The sequence below is a fragment of the Comamonas sp. C24C genome, from assembly GCF_053345995.1.
In genome coordinates this window covers 115,168-135,373 of sequence record NZ_JBKFBC010000013.1, presented here as the reverse complement: position 1 = coordinate 135,373, position 20,206 = coordinate 115,168, and the positions used below count along the sequence as shown (strand labels likewise).

At 62.3% G+C, this 20,206-nt stretch carries 16 protein-coding genes; 8 read left to right on the top strand and 8 right to left on the bottom strand.

Features of this window, described 5'->3' with window-relative positions:
• Positions 1–3 precede the first annotated feature (3 nt).
• The 4 genes from ACLBXN_RS21185 to ACLBXN_RS21170 all read right to left on the bottom strand — a co-directional run bounded on the left by ACLBXN_RS21185 (position 4) and on the right by ACLBXN_RS21170 (position 5,926).
• A complete protein-coding gene (locus ACLBXN_RS21185; RefSeq protein ID WP_447613475.1) occupies positions 4–1,071 on the bottom strand; it encodes a 2Fe-2S iron-sulfur cluster-binding protein in 1,068 nt (355 codons plus the stop codon).
• A gap of 80 nt (positions 1,072–1,151) precedes the next feature.
• Positions 1,152–2,888 carry an FAD-binding protein gene (locus ACLBXN_RS21180; protein ID WP_447613474.1) on the bottom strand — a complete coding sequence of 579 codons (1,737 nt, stop codon included), beginning with the start codon at positions 2,886–2,888 and terminating at the stop codon, positions 1,152–1,154.
• 15 nt (positions 2,889–2,903) lie between these two features.
• A complete protein-coding gene (locus ACLBXN_RS21175) occupies positions 2,904–4,634 on the bottom strand; it encodes an FAD-dependent oxidoreductase (RefSeq protein WP_447613473.1) in 1,731 nt (576 codons plus the stop codon).
• Between the two features lie 104 nt (positions 4,635–4,738).
• The gene (locus tag ACLBXN_RS21170) at positions 4,739–5,926 is read right to left on the bottom strand and encodes an acyl-CoA dehydrogenase family protein (protein ID WP_447613508.1); all 1,188 of its coding nucleotides are present in this window, start codon (positions 5,924–5,926) and stop codon (positions 4,739–4,741) included.
• Positions 5,927–6,213: 287 nt separating this feature from the next.
• On the opposite strand from ACLBXN_RS21170, the gene ACLBXN_RS21165 reads away from it, so the two are divergent.
• The 5 genes from ACLBXN_RS21165 to tesG all read left to right on the top strand — a co-directional run bounded on the left by ACLBXN_RS21165 (position 6,214) and on the right by tesG (position 10,908).
• Complete coding sequence (locus ACLBXN_RS21165; RefSeq protein ID WP_447613472.1) at positions 6,214–7,191, top strand: flavin reductase; 978 nt, start codon at positions 6,214–6,216, stop codon at positions 7,189–7,191.
• 79 nt (positions 7,192–7,270) lie between these two features.
• Positions 7,271–8,110: an alpha/beta fold hydrolase gene (locus tag ACLBXN_RS21160; RefSeq protein WP_447613471.1), complete on the top strand. Its 840-nt coding sequence runs from the start codon at positions 7,271–7,273 to the stop codon at positions 8,108–8,110.
• A 4-nt stretch (positions 8,111–8,114) separates the two neighbouring features.
• Positions 8,115–8,909: a 2-hydroxyhexa-2,4-dienoate hydratase TesE gene (gene tesE, locus ACLBXN_RS21155; protein ID WP_447613470.1), complete on the top strand. Its 795-nt coding sequence runs from the start codon at positions 8,115–8,117 to the stop codon at positions 8,907–8,909.
• Between the two features lie 6 nt (positions 8,910–8,915).
• Positions 8,916–9,839, top strand: a complete 924-nt coding sequence (tesF, locus tag ACLBXN_RS21150) for an acetaldehyde dehydrogenase TesF (protein WP_211455590.1) — start codon at positions 8,916–8,918, stop codon at positions 9,837–9,839.
• Between the two features lie 16 nt (positions 9,840–9,855).
• A complete protein-coding gene (tesG, locus tag ACLBXN_RS21145) occupies positions 9,856–10,908 on the top strand; it encodes a 4-hydroxy-2-oxovalerate aldolase TesG (protein WP_211455589.1) in 1,053 nt (350 codons plus the stop codon).
• A gap of 178 nt (positions 10,909–11,086) precedes the next feature.
• On the opposite strand, the gene ACLBXN_RS21140 is transcribed toward tesG, so the two are convergent.
• From ACLBXN_RS21140 to ACLBXN_RS21125, 4 genes are all read right to left on the bottom strand, one after another.
• Complete coding sequence (locus tag ACLBXN_RS21140) at positions 11,087–13,186, bottom strand: TonB-dependent receptor (RefSeq protein WP_447613469.1); 2,100 nt, start codon at positions 13,184–13,186, stop codon at positions 11,087–11,089.
• Positions 13,187–13,400: 214 nt separating this feature from the next.
• Positions 13,401–13,604, bottom strand: a complete 204-nt coding sequence (locus ACLBXN_RS21135) for a hypothetical protein (protein ID WP_447613468.1) — start codon at positions 13,602–13,604, stop codon at positions 13,401–13,403.
• 350 nt (positions 13,605–13,954) lie between these two features.
• The gene (locus tag ACLBXN_RS21130) at positions 13,955–14,893 is read right to left on the bottom strand and encodes a bifunctional OB-fold nucleic acid binding domain-containing protein/MaoC family dehydratase (RefSeq protein ID WP_407715530.1); all 939 of its coding nucleotides are present in this window, start codon (positions 14,891–14,893) and stop codon (positions 13,955–13,957) included.
• A gap of 4 nt (positions 14,894–14,897) precedes the next feature.
• On the bottom strand, positions 14,898–16,112 hold the full coding sequence (locus tag ACLBXN_RS21125; RefSeq protein WP_003057311.1) for a thiolase family protein: 1,215 nt from the start codon (positions 16,110–16,112) through the stop codon (positions 14,898–14,900).
• Between the two features lie 210 nt (positions 16,113–16,322).
• Between ACLBXN_RS21125 and ACLBXN_RS21120 the strand changes: the two genes are divergently transcribed.
• The 3 genes from ACLBXN_RS21120 to ACLBXN_RS21110 form a co-directional block, all read left to right on the top strand.
• Positions 16,323–17,330, top strand: coding sequence for a WD40/YVTN/BNR-like repeat-containing protein (locus ACLBXN_RS21120; protein ID WP_447613467.1), 1,008 nt, complete (start codon positions 16,323–16,325; stop codon positions 17,328–17,330).
• Positions 17,327–19,810, top strand: a complete 2,484-nt coding sequence (locus ACLBXN_RS21115) for an efflux RND transporter permease subunit (protein ID WP_447613466.1) — start codon at positions 17,327–17,329, stop codon at positions 19,808–19,810. Before ACLBXN_RS21120 ends, ACLBXN_RS21115 begins: the two co-directional genes overlap by 4 nt.
• Positions 19,810–20,206, top strand: a 397-nt coding sequence (locus tag ACLBXN_RS21110; protein WP_447613465.1) for a nuclear transport factor 2 family protein, incomplete at its 3' end; no start/stop codon positions are given. The genes ACLBXN_RS21115 and ACLBXN_RS21110, both read left to right, overlap by 1 nt.

The following is a 20,206-nucleotide window of genomic DNA, read 5'->3' as shown; positions in this document are numbered from 1 at the left end:
AAATTACTCCGGAAATTTGACGCGCAGCTTTTCACTGGTGGGCACGGACTGACAGGCCAGCGTCCAGTTCCTGGACAGATCCTTGGCATCCAGCACTTCGTTGTGACGCAGATGTACGCTGCCGTCCTGTACCTGGCACATGCAGGAGGCGCACATGCCGGCCTGGCAGGAGTACGGCACGTTGATGCCGGCGCGCAGTCCAGCCTCCAGAATGGTCTCGGTGCCGCTGCAGCTGAATTCGTATTCCTCGCCGTCCAGGCGCAGCTGCACCACGGCCTGCTCGACTGCAGCCGCCACGGGAGTTGCAGCCTCCTGCAGCTGCTGCAGGGTCTCTTCGTCAGGCAGGGAGACAAAGCGCTCCACATGCACCTGATCGGCTGGCATGCCGGCTTCTATCATCGCGGCCTGTGCGGCATCCATGAAGGGTCCCGGCCCGCAGATAAAGGCCTGGCCCGCATCGGCCACCCATGGCGTGGCCCAGGCAGCGATCTGCCTCTGCGACGGCGCCCCCTGCACCGAGTCCAGCCAGTGAATGACCTGCAGGCGATCCGGATACTCGGCCGCCAGCAGCTGCAGGTCCTTCTTGAAGATGACCGAGCGCTCGTCGCGGTTGGCATAGAACAGCACCACATTGCCCTGATGCTGCTTGAGCACGGTGCGCAGGATGGAGAACACCGGCGTGATGCCGCTGCCACCGGCCAGCAGCAAGAAGTTCTGCGACAGATTGCGCGGCGAGAACAAGCCCGAGGGCGGCATCAGTTCGATGGAATCACCGACCCGGATCCGGTCGCACACCCAGTTGGAGCCTCGCCCCTTTTCCACGCGCTTGACGGTCACGCGCAAGGCATCGTCGAGCGTCGGAGCGCTGGACATGGAATAGCAGCGAGGCACATAACGCCCTTCGATGGGCAGGCGCAATGTCAGAAACTGACCAGGCCGATATCTGAACTGCTCGGCCAGTTCCCCCGGCACTTCGAAGACGATGGACTTGGTATCGTGCGTCTCGTCAATCACTGCACGCACACGCAGCGGGTGGTAGCGCGATGCGGTTGTCATGGCTTCACTGCTCATTTCTTCTTACCCCTTACTCACTCTTTCTGTACCGTCTTGCAGCGGCGCCCCGGCGCAGGATCGCCCCCCGATTCGAGGGGTCAGGAACTGACGCTTTCCACAGCGGGTGCCTGCTGGCGCGCGGCCTGGCCGGTCAGGGACTTGTCATCCTCAAGCGCCGCAGCCTTGCCGGCACGACGGCCCGAGAACACACAGTCGGCCAGAGACAGGCCACTCACATAGCGCGAGGAAGCCACGCCGATAGCGGTACGCCCTGCGGCATACAGCCCTGGAATGTCCCTGCCCGCGCCATCGATCACCGCACCGTTGTCCTCGTTGACCCTGAGACCTCCCAGACTCAGCACGGCCAGCGGGAACATCTTCTGGCTGATGGAGATATCGATGGCAAACAGCGAACCGCCCTTGAACTCATGGCGCATATCGCTGGACTTGCCCTGAGGGTCGTCGATCTCGCCGCGAGCAGCGGCATTGGCACCGTCAAACTGGCGCTGCAGAACCGCCGCATCCATATCGAGCTTGCGGGCCAGATCGGCGACCGATCGACCCTTGATCGCGACCTTGTACATCAGCGCCAACGCGGGCATGGACTGGAAAGCCCACAGGCCTCCAAACAGGCACTGCCAGGCGGCCTGCCTGCGTAGCTTGCCGTCAATAATGAGCCAGGCCTTGCCGCCCTGCTTTTCCATCAGCTCGTAGCCGAGCTTGGCGCCGTAGACCTGTTCGTTGCAGAAGCGCTCGCCCCGGGTGTTGACCACCAGGCCTTTGGGCCAGACCGAGGGCGGCGTGATGAAGCGCCAGGCCGAGATATTGTTCAGGTCCTGGGCCACCCCTCCCGCGGACAGCCCGAGCCGCAGACCGGAGCCATCACAGCCCGCCGCACCGGTCAGCCAGCCAGGCTTGTAGGCCGGCGCATGCCGATCCAGCAGCTCCGAATTGAAGATATAGCCACCGGTGGACAGCACCACCGCCTTGCGGGCGCGGATATAGCGCTTCTCGCCGATCTCGCTTTCGATCTGTGCCGCTTCGCGGCGCCCCGCCTGGGCCCGTGGCGCCTGATACAGACGCCACTTGGCCACCAGCTCGTCCAGCTTCTTATGGCGCTCGGTCAGTGGATCGCCTTCAGGCAAGACCATCACCTCCACGCCCAGCACGCGGCCGCTGTCCTTCTCGCGCACCAGCCGCTGGACGCGGGCCTGCGTCAAGGTACGGGCTCCGTGCGCCAAGGTGGACTTCTGCAGTGCGGCGAAGAACGTCGCTCCCGACTGCCCCTTGGCCACCACGCGATGACCGCGCGGCGCGGGCTTGCTAGTCAGCTGGGGGTTGCCGTAGGCCGGCACGACCTCGTTGCCCGAGTAGTAGAGATACATGCCGTCTGCCGGATAGGACGTCTTGTACGCCGGCATGGTGGATGCAAATGTGGCGCCCTGCTTCTCGAGCCAGTCGAGGTTGTCCACGCTGTCGCGGCTGAAGCGGGCCAGTGTTTCGTCGCTGACCACGCCATTGACCTCATGCTTGAGGTAAGCGGCCATGGCTTCGGGCGAATCCTCGAAGCCGGCCTCCTTCTGGTATCTGGTGCCGCCGCCGGCATAGACCACGCCGCCTGAAAGCACACTGGCACCGCCGCCGCCGAAACGGTCGATGACCAGCACCTCGGCACCTTGCTCGCGTGCCTCGATGGCTGCGCTTGCGCCTGCGCCTCCCCAACCGACAACCACCACATCACTGGCATCGGACCACTGGATCTCATCGGCCGAGCGCACATCCAGCGCAGCCCTCACGGGATTGACGGTGCTGACGAGTTTCTTGGAATTGGACATCTCCATGCCTCCTTCCTAAATGGCCTTACCCAGCAGATGCGGGTTCTCGAGTGGCAAAGGCTTGCCCACCATGTCGGCCACGGCGCGGAAGGCGAAAGTCATGGCCGGCCCCAGGGTGGAACCAGCGCCGGCGTAGGCCGGCCCCATGACGGAGGCGGAGTTGTTGCCCACGCAGTACAGGCCTTCGATGATCCGGCCATGGGTGTCGATCACACGGCCTTCTCTGTCGGTCAGCAGCCCGCCCTTGGTGCCGATCTCGCCGGGCCACAGGCGCATGGCGTAGAAGGGGCCTTTCTCGATGGGGCCGAGGTTGGGATTGCCAAGTCGCGGATCGCCGTAGTAGCGGTCGAACACATTGCCGCCGCGGTCGAAGTCCAGATCCTTGCCGGTCCTGGCGTATTCGGTCATGCGCCGCGCACTGTCCTTCAGGCCGGCGGCATCCACGCCGATCTGGCGCGCCAGATCCTCCAGCGTCTCGCCCTTCCAGTAGACATTGTTCAGCCAGCTCTTGCGAAGCTTGCTATCCGGCACTGCGGAGCCGGGCATCAGAGGGCCCATGGGGTTTTGCGCGCGGAAGCTGGCATCGAACACAATCCATGCAGGCACGCCGCCATTACCCTTGGCATGCTCGGCCAGCATGGCTTGCTGGAACTCGGGATAAGGGCCGGATTCATTCAAAAAGCGTTGCCCTTTTGCGTTGACCACCATGCAACCCGGCAGCGAGCGCTCCACGAAAATGCCGCGGAAAGCGGGTTCCTTGGGAACGTCCATGGTGGGCACGCCCCAGGACCAGTCCATCAGCGCCAGCTGCGCACCCACAGCCTGGCCTGCGCGATGGGCATCGCCGGTATTGCCGCCCACAGGGGTGGCCGTCCATTCGGCCCTGGTGGGCTTGTTCAGATACTGGTCGCGCATTTCCTGGTTGCGCTCAAAACCACCGGCGCCCAGCAGCACGCCACGCCTGGCCTTGACTTGTGTGCGCTGACCATTCTTTTCAAGGACAACTCCGATGACACGCCCCGATGCATCCTGCACCAGCTCCTTGAGCGGGCTATTGCTCCGCAGCTCGACGCCCGCCTTGTTGGCTGCGGTCAGCAGACCGGCAATCAGCGCCTGGCCACCGGTCATGCGGCGGTCACGCTTGGTCTTGCTGCGCCAGGGGTAGTCCAGGAAATACCTGAGCATGATGCCGAGAATGGTGAAGCGCGACTTCAGCTCGCGCGACAGCATGGAATGCGCCTCGAAAGCGTTGATGCTCATGCGGCCGAACAGCTGATTGCCCGGAGGGCCGGGGCGCATGGTTTCCAGCGCCGCCACGCCCAGCTTGGCTGCATTGAAATCCACCGGGTCCATGGTGCGGCCACCGGGCCTGGAGCCTTCGATATGGGGGTAGTAATCCGCATACTTGGCCATGGCACGGTAGGGAATGCCGATCTGGCGCAGGTACTCGGCCATCTTGCTCGCGGTTTCCACATAGGCCAGCACGCGGTCGTCGGTGGCCATGCCGCGCACGCAGCGCTTCATATAGCCGAACGCAGTTTCCAGATCATCCTGGATGCCGGCATTTTTCTGATCGTAATTGACCGGAATCCAGATGCCACCACCGGACAGGGCCGAGGTACCACCAAACAGTTCGGTCTTCTCCACCACCAGAGTCCTGAGACCCTGCTCCTGCGCACGAATCGCGCCCAGCAAAGCGCCGGCCCCCGAGCCCACGACGATCAGGTCATATTCCTGTTCTGCCATACCTTGTCTCCGAAATATTTGTTTTATTGGATGGGCTTCTGCAAATACCTGCATGCGGCAGCAGCCCTTGCAAAGACCACTGCCGCACTCGCAATCAGAACGACTTACACATACGCTTCCTGGTTAGGAATACCCAGCACATGCGACCCATAGGCACGCACATAGGCGTCGGTATTGTTCGCGATATGGGTACGGCCCTGATGTATGTCGCGGAACACACGCTCGATGGGGTTGCTCTTGAAGGTGCCGCTGGCAGCGCAGGCGCGCATCATCTCGTTGACATGAAAGCCCGTGAGCTTGGGCACATAGGCAGCCTGCGCACGCTGCAGCAGGCGCTCTTGCAACGACAGCTGAATACCGGTCTTGGCAGCATCGACGATGCGGGCGTAGTTGCGGAACAGAACCAGCTTGAGCTGGTCCAGTGCAATCGTGGCTTCGGTCACTGCCGTCTGGGCGTTCACGTCCTCGGCCATCTTGTTGCCATGCTTGCCGACGTGGGCCGTAGCGCGCTCGGTGAAGGCGGCAATCGTGCCTTCCAGTGCACCCAGGCATGCCGTAGACACGGCGCGCTGGAACACATGGGTGAACGGGATGCGGAACAGCCAGCCCGAGTTCTCCTTGCGGCCGGGGCAGCCCACATCGCTATGGTCATTGGTGTACTGGATGCGGTGAGCGGGCACAAAGGCGTTTTCCACCACGATGTCATGGCTGCCCGTGCCGCGCAGGCCCAGCACATCCCAGTTGTCCTCGATGCGGTAGTCGGACTTGGGCAGCAGAAAGGTCACATGCTCCATACCGGGCGTGCCATCACGGTTGGGCAGCAGGCCGCCGAGAAACAGCCAGTCGCAATGCTTGGAGCCCGTGGAGAAGCTCCAGCGACCGTTGAACCGGAAGCCGCCTTCCACGGGCTCGGCCTTGCCGGTGGGCATATAGGTCGAGGCAATGCGCACGCCCGTATCCTTGCCCCAGACATCTTCCTGCGCCTGAGCGGGAAACAGCGCCAGTTGCCAGGGGTGAACACCGACCACGCCATAGATCCAGGCCGTGGACATGCAGCCCTTGGCCAATTCCATCTGCACGCTGTAGAACGCACGGGGATCCATTTCATAGCCGCCCCAGCGCTTGGGCTGCAACACACGGAACAGACCTGCCTCGGCCATCTCCTGAACGGTTTCGTCGCTGATCTTTCCTTCGCGATCCGCCTGCTGGGCGCGGGCCGCCAGCTTGGGCGCCAGAGCCCTGGCACGCTCGATCACGGCCAGCGCATCGGGGGTGAGGTAGTTGTCTGTCATTGTGTTCATTCAGGTCTCCGGTTGCCGCTCCACCGGACGGCTTGTGGTGTGGTGGGCAAGGCTTCTCGCCTATGACAGAAATGCTCGCACCATGCAATTTTCCGTTCATCGTCCGATCAGACTAACGATGACGCTGGCGTTTTCGGAGCTTTCGGGAACCGGATCCGGTGCACCAAAAACACAGGGCCTAGGACAAATACCAGTCCCGGCTTTCCCTTGCTAGTCCAAGTGAAGGATTCATCAAAACCCCGTTCGCAGCACTCTTGCAGCAAGGAGACATTCACCTCATGCAAAGTACTGCAGCAACCTTCGACCCCAAAGACTTTCGCCGTGCCCTGGGCATGTTCGGCACCGGGGTCACCATCGTCACCACCCGTGCCGAGAATGGCGAGCCTGTAGGAATCACCGCCAACAGCTTCAATTCGGTTTCGCTGGAGCCCCCCATGGTGCTGTGGAGCCTGGCCAAGAACGCGCGCAGCCTGCCGGTGTTCCAGAGCGCCAGCACCTGGAACGTGCACATTCTCTCCAACGAGCAAGAAGCACTTTCCAACCGCTTTGCACGCGTCGGCGAGGACAAGTTCTCGGGCCTGCCGCTGGACTCCGAGGAAGCCCATGCCCCGCTGCTGCAAGACTGCAGCGCCCGCTTCAAGTGCAAGACAGCCTTCCAGTACGACGGCGGCGACCACATCATCTTCGTGGGCGAGGTCACAGGCTACGACGCCAACCCTCACCCACCGCTGCTCTATGTGACGGGTGGCTACGCCATGGCTTCGCGCAAGGCAAGCCCCGTGGCCAGCGAACCCGCAGCCGACACCAACACCGCCTATTCCGAAAACCTGATCGGCTATCTGATGGGCCGCGCGCACTTCCAGTTTCTGAGCGGCCTGCGTAGGCCCATGGCGGCCTACGGCATGACCGACGCCGATTTCTACGTGCTCTCGCTGCTGAGCATCCAACAGCCCCAGTCGCCTGCCGAGATTGCCTCTCACATGGCCTATACCGGCACCGATATCGGCGCCGTGGCCCTGCAGTCGCTGATCAGCAAAGGCTGGGTGGAAGAAAGCCGTGACCGCGCCGAGTCCCTGCAACTGACCACTCAGGGCAACGAAGCCATCCTCCATGTGCTGGCCGCCGCCAAGGCCGTGGAAACCGATCTGATCGCCAGCCTGGGCGAGATGGAAGCCGCCACCTTGCGCAACCTGCTCAAGAAAGCCATTGCGGCCACAGACCCCGGCCTGCCCAAGCTCTGGCAGGCCAAGGCCTGAGAGCTGGAGCCAGCAACGATTCCTCACCCGAAGGCAGGAGACAGCCTTCGCCTACCCACTCCAACCATAAAGAACAGAGATGAGCACTTTTTCCATTCCCGAGGGCAAATATGTGGACATCGGCAATGTGGCCGGCCATCCCCAGCGCGTGCACTACCACGAGCAGGGTTCGGGTGACCCCGTGATCTTTCTGCATGGCGCAGGCACCGGCGCCAGCGGTTACAGCAACTTCAAGGGCAACTACCCTGAATTTGCCAAGGCGGGTTTCCGCTCCATCGTCCCCGACCTGCTGGGCTACGGCCTGTCGTCCAAGACCGAGGAGCCCAGGCAGTACGACATGGATTTCTTCATCGCCGGCGTCAAAGGTCTGGTGGACCAACTGGGCCTGAAGAACATCACCATTCTGGGCAACTCGCTGGGCGGTGCCGTGGCTCTGGGCTATGCGCTCAAGTACCCCGAAGATGTGAAGAGCCTGATCCTCATGGCTCCCGGCGGCGTGGAAGAGTTCGAAGCCTATATGACCATGCCCGGCATTGCCAATATGTTCAATGTCTACAAGTCGGGCAAGACCGGCCCAGAAGCCATGCGCGCCGTCATGAGCATGCAGGTGGTGGACCAGGCGCTGCTGACCGACGAGATCATCAACGAGCGCGCACCCATTGCCCTGACCCAGACCGAAGCCTCACGCCAGCGTCTGTATATCCCCAATATGACAGAGCAACTGCCCGATCTGAAGTGCAATGTGCTGGGCTTCTGGGGCATGCAGGACGCCTTCAATCCCGTGGGCGGTGCCGACAAGCTGGCCAAGGGCATCAAGAACTGCCGCGTGGTGCTGGTCAACCAGTGCGGCCACTGGGTGCAGGTCGAGCATCGCGAGATGTTCAACCGCAGCTGCATCGACTTCATGAAGAACGGTTGAAGCAATGAGTGACAAGCAGTTCATCGAAACGCAAGGCCAGCGCCTTTATGAGGCACTGCGCTCGGCCAGGACGCTGGCACCGCTGACCGACAGCCACCCCGAAATGACGGTCGAGGATGCCTATCACATCTCCCTGCACATGCTGCGCCTGCGCGAAGCATCGGGCGAACGTGTGATCGGCAAGAAGATCGGCGTGACCTCCAAGCCCGTGCAGGACATGCTGGGTGTGTTCCAGCCCGACTTCGGATTTCTGACCGACTCCATGGAATACGAGGACGGCGCCGCCGTCTCGCTTAAGTCTGCAGGCCTGATCCAACCCCGCGCCGAAGGCGAGATCGCCTTCATGCTCAAGAAAGACCTGCAAGGCCCGGGCGTGACCCGCGAAGACGTGCTGGCAGCCACTGAGTGGGTAGCACCCTGCTTCGAGATCGTCGATTCACGCATCAATGACTGGAAGATCAAGATCCAGGACACAGTGGCCGACAACGCGTCCTGCGGCGTCTTTGTCATCGGCAAGCAGCACACCGATCCGGCCACGCTGAATCTGGCCGCTGCTTCCATGCAGATGAGCAAGAACGGCCAACCCGCCGGATCGGGCCTGGGCAGCGCCGTGCAAGGCCACCCTGCCGAAGCCGTGGCCTGGCTGGCGAACACGCTTGGCGCTTTTGGCATTCCCTTCAAGGCCGGCGAGGTCATTCTCTCGGGCTCCCTCGCCCCGCTGGTGCCTGCCGCTGCCGGCGACCGCTTCGAGATGGTCATCGAAGGCCTGGGCAGCTGTTCCATTCAATTCACGGAGTAAGACACCATGACGCAAAAGAAAATCAAGTGCGCACTGATCGGCCCCGGCAATATCGGCACCGATCTGCTCATGAAACTGCAGCGCTCTCCCCTGCTGGAGCCTGTGTGGATGGTCGGCATCGACCCTGAATCCGATGGTCTCAAGCGCGCCCGTGAAATGGGTATCAAGACCACGGCCGAAGGCGTGGACGGCCTGCTGCCTTTCGTCAAGGAAGACGGCATCCAGATCGCCTTCGACGCCACCAGCGCCTATGTCCACGCCGAAAACAGCCGCAAGCTCAACGAGCTGGGCGTGCTGATGATTGATCTCACGCCTGCGGCCATCGGCCCCTACTGCGTGCCCAGCGTGAACCTGGCCGAGAAGGTGGCTGAAAAGGCCATGAACGTGAACATGGTCACCTGCGGCGGTCAGGCCACCATTCCCATGGTGGCGGCAGTCTCGCGTGTGCAGGCCGTGAGCTATGGCGAAATCGTGGCCACGGTGTCCAGCCGCTCCGTCGGCCCCGGTACCCGCAAGAACATCGACGAGTTCACCCGCACCACCTCGGGAGCGGTCGAAAAGATCGGCGGCGCGCAAAAAGGCAAGGCCATCATCGTCATCAACCCCGCCGAGCCGCCTCTGATCATGCGCGACACCATCCACTGCCTGACGGTGGACGCGCCCAAGAAGGAAGAGATCGAAGCCTCGGTGCAGGACATGATCAAGGAAGTGCAGAAATACGTGCCCGGCTACAAGCTGGTCAACGGCCCCGTGATCGACGGCAACCGCGTCTCCATCTACATGGAGGTCGAAGGCCTGGGCGACTACCTGCCCAAGTACGCCGGCAATCTGGACATCATGACCGCCGCCGCCGCGCGCACGGCCGAGATGTTTGCTGAAGAAATCCTCGCCGGCCGCTTCGAACTGGCCGAAGCTGCCGTTGCCGCCTGATCAAGGAGAGAAGAACATGTCCCTCAAAGGTAAGAAGATCACCGTTCACGACATGACGCTGCGTGACGGCATGCACCCCAAGCGCCACCAGATGACGCTGGAGCAGATGAAGTCCGTGGCCTGCGGCCTGGACGCAGCCGGCGTACCCCTGATTGAAGTGACCCATGGCGACGGCCTGGGCGGCAGCTCGGTCAACTACGGCTTTCCTGCGCACACAGACGAGGAATACCTGTCCACCGTCATCCCGCTGATGAAGCAGGCCAAGGTCTCGGCCCTGCTGCTGCCCGGCATCGGCACCGTCGACCACCTGAAGATGGCCCATGAGCTGGGCGTCTCCACCATCCGAGTGGCCACGCATTGCACCGAGGCCGATGTCTCCGAGCAGCACATCTCCATGGCCCGCAAGATGGGCATGGACACCGTGGGCTTTCTGATGATGGCCCACATGAACAGCGCCGAAGGTCTGGTCAAGCAGGCCAGGCTGATGGAAAGCTACGGCGCCAACTGCATCTACATCACCGACTCGGCCGGCTATATGCTGCCCGATGACGTGAAGAAGCGCCTGTCCGCCGTTCGCCAGGCCCTCAAGGCCGAGACCGAGCTGGGCTTCCATGGCCACCACAACCTGGCCATGGGCATCGCCAACTCGCTGGCCGCCGTCGAAGTCGGTGCCAATCGCATTGACGCCGCGGCCGCAGGCCTGGGCGCTGGCGCGGGCAACACGCCCATGGAAGTGCTGGTGGCCGTATGCGCGCGCATGGGCATTGAAACCGGCGTGGACGTGTTCAAGATTCAGGACGTTGCCGAAGACCTGGTCGTGCCCTTGATGGACTTCCCCATCCGCATCGACCGCGACGCACTGACTCTGGGCTATGCCGGCGTCTACGGCAGCTTCCTGCTGTTTGCCAAGCGTGCCGAAGCCAAGTACGGCATCCCCGCGCGCGAGCTGCTGCTGGAGCTGGGCCGCCGCGGCATGGTGGGCGGCCAGGAAGACATGATCGAAGACACCGCACTGACCATGGTACGCGAGCGCCAGAAGCAGGCACAAAAGGTGGCCGTGGCTGCCTGATCGCCTGACTTCACATTCTCTTTGCCACTTTGTATCGGGTTCAGCGGCTGCTTGGGGCGGCCGTTGAACCCTTTTTTGCGGCATCGTCCTGAGCGTCAGGCCTCTATCCATCCAGCCGTCGGCCCTGGCAGCGGCTCTGACCCAGGCCAACCGGCCCGGGCTCTATGCCCCAGCTTTTCTAGAAGCGATAGCGCGCCACCACCTGGGCCGAGCGCGGTGCCCCCGGCAGGTTGAGGTTCGGCGAGCTGCCATGACCAGCCACGATGTAGCGACGATCCAGCAGATTGTTGAGCTTGAGCTGCACATCCCAGGGGCCCATGCGGTAGTAGGCCATGGCATCCACCGTGGTGTAGCCTGGCAAGGTCACGGTATTGCCAGGATTGGCATACCGGGCGCCGACATAGTTCAGCCCCCCGCCCAGGCCGAAACCGTGGCCCAGCGCCTTGGTCACCCAGAGGTTGGCACTTTGCCTGGGCGTCAGCGTGGGGCGCTTGCCCTGAACCGGCTGGCCGGCATCGACGGCAGGCGATGTGGTCATCTCGCCATCGAGGAATGCGTAGCCGGCCCAGACCTGCCAGCTCGGTGCAATCTCTCCGGCAAAGGTCAGCTCCAGCCCGTTGGTGCGCTGCACGCCCAGAGGCACCACGGTGTTGCTGACAGGATCGACGCTCTTGATATTGGTGCGCTCCAGCTTGAACAGCGAGGCAGTGACCGACGCCTTGCCATCAGGCAGATCCCATTTGACGCCGACTTCCTGACTGGTGGTTTTTTCCGGTGCCAGTTGCGCATTGTTGGCCGCCAGGGCAAAGGTTTCGCCCGAGGGCTGGAAGGACTTGCTCCACGATGCATAGTAAGACCATGCCGACGATGGCTGATAGACCAGCCCGACGCGCGGGCTCCAGGCCGTGTCCGTGCGGCCCAGATCCGGCTTGCCCGGCTGGCGCTCGTGCGTTTCCTGCTGGAAACGGTCATAGCGCACGCCGGCCAGAGCCTTCCACTGAGAGTTGATGCTGACCAGATCCTGCAGATACAGGCTGGCCACCTTGAAGACGCTGTGATTGTCCGCCGAAGGCTTGCCGTTGATGCGCAGCGGCAAAGTCGGCAGCACCGGATTGAACAGCGAGACCGTCGCCACATTGGCCTGGCTGTATGACAGCAGGTCCTTGCTCTGGCGACCGAATTCAAAGCCGTACAGCAGCTGATGCTTCATCCCCGCCAGCTCAAGCTTCTGGGTCAATTCGGTCTGGTTGAAAAAGCCGCTCTCATCACGCTGGACATTGCCCCGGGTCAGCGATGCGGTCAGGGCCTTTTCGTTGACCGAGCCCACGAGCGTGTTGTTTCTATCCAGCGAGTAGTCGTAGAAGCGCAAGGCATTGCGCAAGGACAGGCTGTCGCTGATGCGGTGATTCAGCGTCGCCCCCAGCGATGCCACTTCGGCACGGCTGACATCCACATCCCTGGCATTGGCCGCGCCGTAGTAGGTGCCGGGCGACACATTGACAGGTCGGCCCTGGTACGCGGGAATACCGAAGTCCGTCAGGCGGCTGTCCTTCAGATAATCGGCCTGCAACAGCACGCTGGTATCCGAGCTGGGCTTGATCAGCACCGATGCCGCGAGCGCCTTGCGGTCGAGAAACTGCTGGTCGCGGAAGCTGTCGGCGCGCTCTATAGCGCCGGTCAGGCGATAGGAGACTGCACTGTCCTGTGGCGCGCGTGCCAGGTCGAACTCGCCGCGGCGCTGGTTCCAGCGCCCCAGAGTCAAGCACACTTCGCTGAGATTGACGCCGGGCTTCTTGGTGATGCGATTGATCAGACCGCCCGATGAGCCGCGCCCGTACAGCACCGATGCCGGGCCCTTGAGCACTTCGATCTGCTCGATATTGGACAGATCGCGGAAGTACAGTGCGTCATCGCGCAGGCCGTCCACGAACTGGTCGGCAATCGCCGAGAAGCCGCGAATGGTGACCTGGTCGCGCTGGCCGTCGCCATGAGAGAAGCCCACACCGGGAACGGCCTTGAGAGCGTCCTGCATGGACTGCGCTGCCTGGTCGCGCAGCAGGCTCTGCGGCACCACATTCACGGTCTGAGGAATATCACGCAGCGGGGCCTCGATCTTGGTGGCGCTCGTTGCCGTGGGAGGGTTGTAGCTCGAATCCGGCTGGCGATCGCTGCGGACCTGTACCTCGTCCAGTACCACCTCTGGAGCCTTCTGCGCCCATGCCGCGCTGGAAAAAGCCAGCCCCAATGCCGCTGCCAGCGGCGAATACCTCAATGCCATGAATGCCTCGTTATACGGAGTTGTAATTCGGCTTGGCGGGTATCGTCCGCAACGACTACGGCATCAATTGGCTACAACCTGTGTGCTGTGCAAAAGCGTGCGCATCATAATCGAGAATCAGTCTCATTTACCTGTACTTTACAGTACAGAAATCGCCCAGAGATCAAAGTCGGCTAAGCAGCAAAAAACCGCAGGATTCGGGGTCTGCCGAGACTCAATAGCCCGATGAAAAAACCGCGCTCCAGGAAGTCTGGGCACTGGCCAGCACGATGCCGGCGGGCAGCTTGAGCGCAGAGTCCGCCTGCGCAGCCACCGCGGCACTCTGTGGCAGATTCATGGCGGGCAGGTATAGCGCCAGTGCCGCTGAGGCCAGCGACACTGCGCGAAGTGCATTCATCCAGCGAAAAGAGGTTTTCATGCTTGTCTCCTGTGCAGGCTCTATGGCCTTCTGGTCTGCAGTATGGCCAGCACGAAAAACGCAACATCGTCCATTTTGATGAGCAGGTATTTACTTAGGTGGCAACCCCAGACTGATGACCCGGTGGTGCCATCGCACGACTTGGGCTAATGGCAAGCACAATCTTCATAATTTGATAGCTGCCATCGATTTACAGGCATAGCTATAAAGCCAATTTGTCTTATATTTTTCAAGCGGCACAGGGCAAGCGACCCATTTGTGGATGGCCGCAAAAAAAGGGCTTTGCCTGCGCAAAGCCCCAACCCTTGAAGAAACTGAAACACCCGCCCTCAAAGGGCGGGCTGCGGCGATCACATGTAGAGAATCACCAGGTCGTTGATGACGGCCGGACGATCCTGGCCGACCACGTGGATATTGAGCTCCATCGTGGCCTGAACGCCGCTCCTGACCTGCTCCACCGCCTTGATGCGGGCCCGCGCACGGATCTTGCAACCGGAGGGCACAGGGGTCGGGAAGCGCAGACGATCCGAGCCATAGTTGACCATGTTGTTGAAGTCCACCACCTCGTAGTCCAGCGGAATCCTGAGCTGACTGGCCAGCACCTGTACCAGGGCGCCATGGGCGATGGTGGTGCCGAACGGGCTTTTCTCACGCGCCTGCACGGGGTCGGTGTGAATCCAGTAGTCATCGCCCGAGAGTCTGGCAAACTCGTCGATGACTTCCTGGCTCACGGTGAACTCGTTGGACCAGGGGCTGTACTCCTCGGACACCAGCGACTTCATGGCCTCGATGTCCTTGACGGAAATCTTGCGCTTGGCAGCGACAGCCTGCTCCACTACTGCAACTTCGGACTCGGCATCGGCCTTGATGACGCTCGGATGGCTGCCCGCATGGGCGGTAAAGCGCAGCAGGGTGACCTCACCGGGGCGTTCGTCAAACACGGGGCGCACCTCCATGCCCACCTTGAGTGCCTCGGGCGCCACGCCGACCATGGTGGTGTTGATCCGCACGCCTTCACGGAGTTCGACCACCGCCAGGGCCTGGGGCATCTCGTCGGTGAATTCGGGCATGGTGGGAATGCGCGCAACGGTGAAGCTGTAGAGCGTGCCCTCGCCCGATACCTTGCTCCACTTCAAGGAACGCGATCCGCAAGTAGGGCAATGGGTGCGCGGGAAAAACAGCGAATGTCCACGATCGCATTGCTGAATGCGCACTTCGTGGGCCTTGAGACCTTCCCAGTACGGCGCAGAAATTTCCGTGGGATGGGGCAGAGGTTTGTTCCAAGCCATGTTCTTATGCTCCCCGCAGGATCAAGGCGCCCTGCTCGCTCATCACGCCACCGGTGCCGGACACATAGGCCAGATCGTTGCGACCCAGTTGCCTGTCGCCGGCACGCCCCTGAATCTGGTGCACCGCCTCTATCACCTGGGACATGCCGCCCGCCGTGCCGGACTGGCCAAAGCTCAGCTGGCCGCCATGGGTGTTCATGGGGAAGTTGCCCTTGAAGGTGAAATCGTTGTTGCGCAGGAAGTCCATGCCCTTGCCCTTCTCGCAAAAGCCCGCGTCTTCCAGCGTCAGCATCACGGTGATCGTGTAGCAGTCATAGATCTGCGCCATATGCATATCGGAAGGGCGCATGCCCGCCATCTCGAAAGCCTTGGCAGAGGCCGGACCGATGGGGGTCTGCAGCATGTCGGCCATATAGGTGGGCGACTTGCTGCTCACATGCTCGCCGCAGCCGACGATGCTGACGGGGCGGTGTCTGGTGGTTCTGGCGCGGTCTGCACGGGTGACGATCATGGCGCCGCCGCCCGCAGCTGGCAGCACGATTTCCAGTACATGCAGAGGGTCGGCCACCATGCGCGAGTTCAGCACGTCATCGACGGTGATGGGCTGGCCGTAGAACATGGCATCGGGGTTGTGGCAGGCATTGAAGCGCTGGTCCACGCAAATGCGCGCCAGAGCGGCCGCGTCGTAGCCATGGACCGCGCCGTAGCGCTGGGCAATCATGGCGTAACCAGTGTTCTGCGCCATGTGACCATAGGGCAGATCCATCTCGGCCTCGGGTGCGCCAAAGCGGGTGCTGTGGCCGCCGAAGCGGCTGGCCTTCATGACTTCCTTGATGTGGTCGTCATGCTCGGAGATCGGTGCCATGCGCGACGGCAGCACGCAGACCACGGTGTTGCACAGCCCCAGCTCGATCGCTGCCGCCGCGCGCCAGACCATGGCCACGGAGCTGGCCCCACCCAGGTCGACCACTTCGGCAAAGTTCAGGCGCACGCCCAGGTACTCGCCGGCCATGGCCGGCACAAAGCAGCTGGCCTCATGAAAGTGCGGAGCGCTGGTGATCAGGCCGTCCACCTCGGACAGCTCCATGCCGGCGTCCTCCAGAGCCTGCAGCGTCAGGTCGGCCACCTGCTCCAGATGGAACATGCGTGGAGCCGTTGCGTACTTCTGCGGCTTGTACTGCGCGACGCCAACCAGCGCCGCTTTTCCTTGCAAACCCATATGTCTCCCTTACCAAGAAAGTGTGCATTCATTGTGTAAATGAAGCAGACCGAATCCATCGTCTGTAGAGACTAAAAAGCCGGCCCCGTACATACCCCTAATTCTCCGGGCAAACGTCCATTCGGACGATGTTGCTGAAGCTCCAAATCAAGAACCTGCACCCGTGTTTGCAATACATGCACAGCGTGTACGAATCAACAAGGAGACAACGTGAAAACAGCCGTCGGTATAGGCGCAGCAGCATTGGTGGCCTTCGCCTCAGCGCTCGCCTTTGCGCCCCGCACACCGCCCCCGCTGGCGCCCACCACCATTGGCGTCGAGCGCAGCCATTTCAACACCGTCACACAGGTGGGTGAACGTCTGCTGGCCGCTGGCGCACTGGGCGAGATCCTGTACTCGGACGACAAGGGCGCACACTGGCTGCAGGCACGGATCAAGGAGCAGCGCCAGGCACTGCTTATCAGCATGACTTTTGCGCCCGACAGAAAAACCGGCTTTGCCGTGGGTCACGAGGGCTGGATTCTGCGCAGCAGGGACGGCGGCAGCACCTGGGAGGAGGTCGCCTTCTCCAAGGAAAACGGTGAGCCTCTGATGTCGATCGCACGCCTTCCCTCGGGCGACTGGATCAGCGTCGGCGCCTTCGGCCGTGCCATCACCTCCAGGGACAACGGCCAGACCTGGGAGCCGCTGGCCCTGCCCGCAGAGGTCGAGGACAAGCATATGAACCGCATTGCCAGCACCGAGGACGGCAAGCACTGGCTGATCGTGGGCGAGCGCGGTCTGGTCATCAGATCCGAGGACTCCGGCGCCAGCTGGCAGATCGAGCCCGAGTTCTACAAGGGCTCTTTCTACAACGCCATGGCCACGCGCGAGGGCGGCTGGCTGATCTACGGCATGCGCGGCAACGCCTTCGTGCAGGCAGCGCCCGGCACGCCATGGCTCAAGTCGGCGATACCAGCTCCGGTTTCCTTTTTCGGCCATGCCCAGGAAAAGGACGGAACCCTCATCCTGGTGGGACAGGGCAGCATGCTGGGCCTGAGCAAGGACGGCGGCAAGAGCTTCAGTCTGCAACGCGCCAAAGGCCGCGCCACCCTGACCGACATCGTTCTGACCGGCCCTGACAGCGGCTGGATGTCCAGCGATGCGGGTCTCCAGCCCTTCCCTCCTTCACAACAAGCCAAGGCAGCCACTCAGGCTGACCCAGGAGCGACCCCATGACTCTGAGCGACCCCACCAGCCGGCTGGACCGGTTCATTGCATCCACGGCACGCTGGCTGATCTCGTGGAGCAAGTCCATCGTCGTACTGACGCTGATTGCCACGGCACTGCTGGCCGCCTCGGCCATGCGCACGCATCTGGACCCCGGCTTCAACAAGCTGATCCCCATGCGCCATGAGTACATGACGGCGTTTCTCAAGCATGCAGCCACCTTCTCGGGCGCCAACCGCATTCTGGTGAGCGTTGAGTGGAAGGGCCAGCAAGGCGACATCTACAACAAGGAATTCCTCGATACGCTGCGCGGCGTGACGGACGAAGTCTTCTTCACCCCCGGCGTCAATCGCGGCCAGGTGTATTCGCTGTTCACACCGAACGTGAAGTACATCGAGATCACCGAAGACGGCTACGTGGGTGAGGTACTTATTCCGTCCCGCTTCGAAGCCAACGAGCAAGGCCTGGCCCAGGTGCGCTCCAACGTGGCCAAGTCCGGCCAGATCGGCTCCCTGGTCAGCAACGATCTGAAGTCCGCCATGGTGCGCGCCGACCTGCTCGAGGTCGACCCCAAGAGCGGCGAAAAGCTCGACTATCACCAGGTTGCGCAGCGCCTGGAAGAGATCCGCAGCAAGTTCGAGAACAAGGACATCTCGATTCACATCATCGGCTTCTCCAAGGTGCTGGGCGATGTGATGGACGGGCTGACCACGGTCATGACCTTTTTCGCCATCGCCTTTGTCATCACGGCCATCATGCTGCGCCTCTATACCCGGTCCACCAACATCACGGTAGTCGGGCTGGCCGTGGCATTGCTGCCTGTGATCTGGCTGCTCGGCATCCTGCCGCTGATCGGCTACGGCATCGATCCCATGTCCATCCTGGTGCCCTTTCTGATCTTCTCCATCGGCGTATCCCACGCCGTGCAGATGACGGGCGCCTGGAAGCATGACGTGCGCGCCGGCCTCAGCTCCAGGCTGGCCGCCGAGAACGCGATTCGCAAGCTGGCCATTCCCGGCGCTCTGGCACTGCTGACCAATGCCCTGGGCTTCATGGTCATCATGCTGATCGACATCCCCATCGTGCACGAGCTGGGTGTGACCGCCTGCATGGGCGTGCTGCTGATGATCATCACCAACAAGGTCTTCCTGCCCGCGGTGCTGGCCAATCTGCGCCTGGAGAAAAAAGCCTTGCAGGCGCCCTCCTCCACCGCCAACGGACGCAACCCCCTCTGGTGGAAGCTGTCGGCACTGGCCGAGTCCCGCCCCGCCATGCTGACGCTGGTGGTGTCGCTGCTGCTGCTGGCCGCGGGCACCTACGAGTCGCGCAAGCTGCTGACCGGCGACGTGGGCACGGGCGCTCCGGAACTGCGCGCCGAATCGCGCTACAACCGCGACAACGACAACATCATCGGCAGCTACTCGATCGGCATGGATGTGCTGTCCGTCTTCGTCGAAACCTCCAATCTCGACGAAGGCTGCCTGAACTGGCAGGTGATGAATGCCGTGGAGCGCTTCGAATCGCGCATGCGCCGGGTCGACGGCGTGCAATCGGTCTCCAGCGTCTCCGGTCTGGCCAAGATTGCGGCTTCCAGCAACAACGAGGGCAACCCTCGCTGGGCGGCGCTGCAGCGCACCGAAGCCGCGTTGCGCTCGGGTGCCAAGGCACTGTCTCCCGATCTGGGCCTGAACACCGAAGGCTGCAAGGTCATCAATCTGCAAGTCTTCCTCAAGGACCACGAAGGCGCCACACTGACCCATGTGGTGGACGAGGTGCGCCACTTCATCGCTGCGGACAATACGCCCAACGTCAAGTTCCTGCTGGCCGGGGGCAATGCCGGTGTCGCGGTCGCCACCAACGAAGCCGTGGAACATGCTGAAGTGCAGATGCTGGGCTCCATCTTCGGCGCCATTACCTTGCTATGCTGGCTGACCTTCCGTAGCTGGCGCGCCGTGCTGTGCATTGTCGTGCCCCTGGCCATCGTCTCCATACTCTGCAATGCCTTGATGGCCATACTGGGCATTGGCCTGAAGGTCCCCACGCTGCCCGTGGTGGCCCTGGGCGTGGGCGTGGGCGTGGACTACGGCATCTACCTGTTCGAGAGCATGCAACACGAGCTGCGCGAGCGCGACATCACGCTGCGCGAGGCCTTCTATGAAGCCATGCGCCAGCGCGGCAATGCCGCCATCTTCACGGCACTGACCATGTCCATAGGTGTGGGCACCTGGGCTTTCTCGGCGCTGAAGTTCCAGGCTGACATGGGCATTCTTCTGGCCTTCATGTTCCTCGTGAACATGCTGGGCGCCATCTTCCTGCTGCCCGCCATGGCCTACTGGCTGAATGTGGGTGCGGCCGAAGCCAAGGCGCGTGTCAAGCGCTTGCACCAGCAGCCCAGACATGCACATGCTGCAGGCAGCGCAGGCGGCATCGGCCATGCGGGCGGCATGCTCAAACCAGAACCCCAGTCCTCCGTGAACGGCAAACTGTGATGCAGACCGCAGCAAGCACGCTGGAGCAGATTCTTCTGGAACATGCTCTGGCCCAGACCCTGATCCGCTACGCCACGGCCTGCGACACACGCAACTGGGACCTGCTGCAGCAGGTGTTCGCACCCGACTGCACCACGGTCTATGGTGGCAGCTACCTCTGCGAAGGGGTCGCCAAGGTGCGCCGCATGATCAGCACACACCTTGACGGCTGCGGCCCCACCCAGCATCTGCTGGGCAATCTGGAGGTCGATGCCGACAACCCGGCTCGCCCACGCAGCAGGATCCAGGTGCGTGCCGTGCATCAGGGACTGGGCCCGCGCAGTCATCTGCGCTACGACGCCATCGGCTTCTATGAAGACGAATGGGTAAGGCTTTCCGAAGGCTGGCGCATCCAGA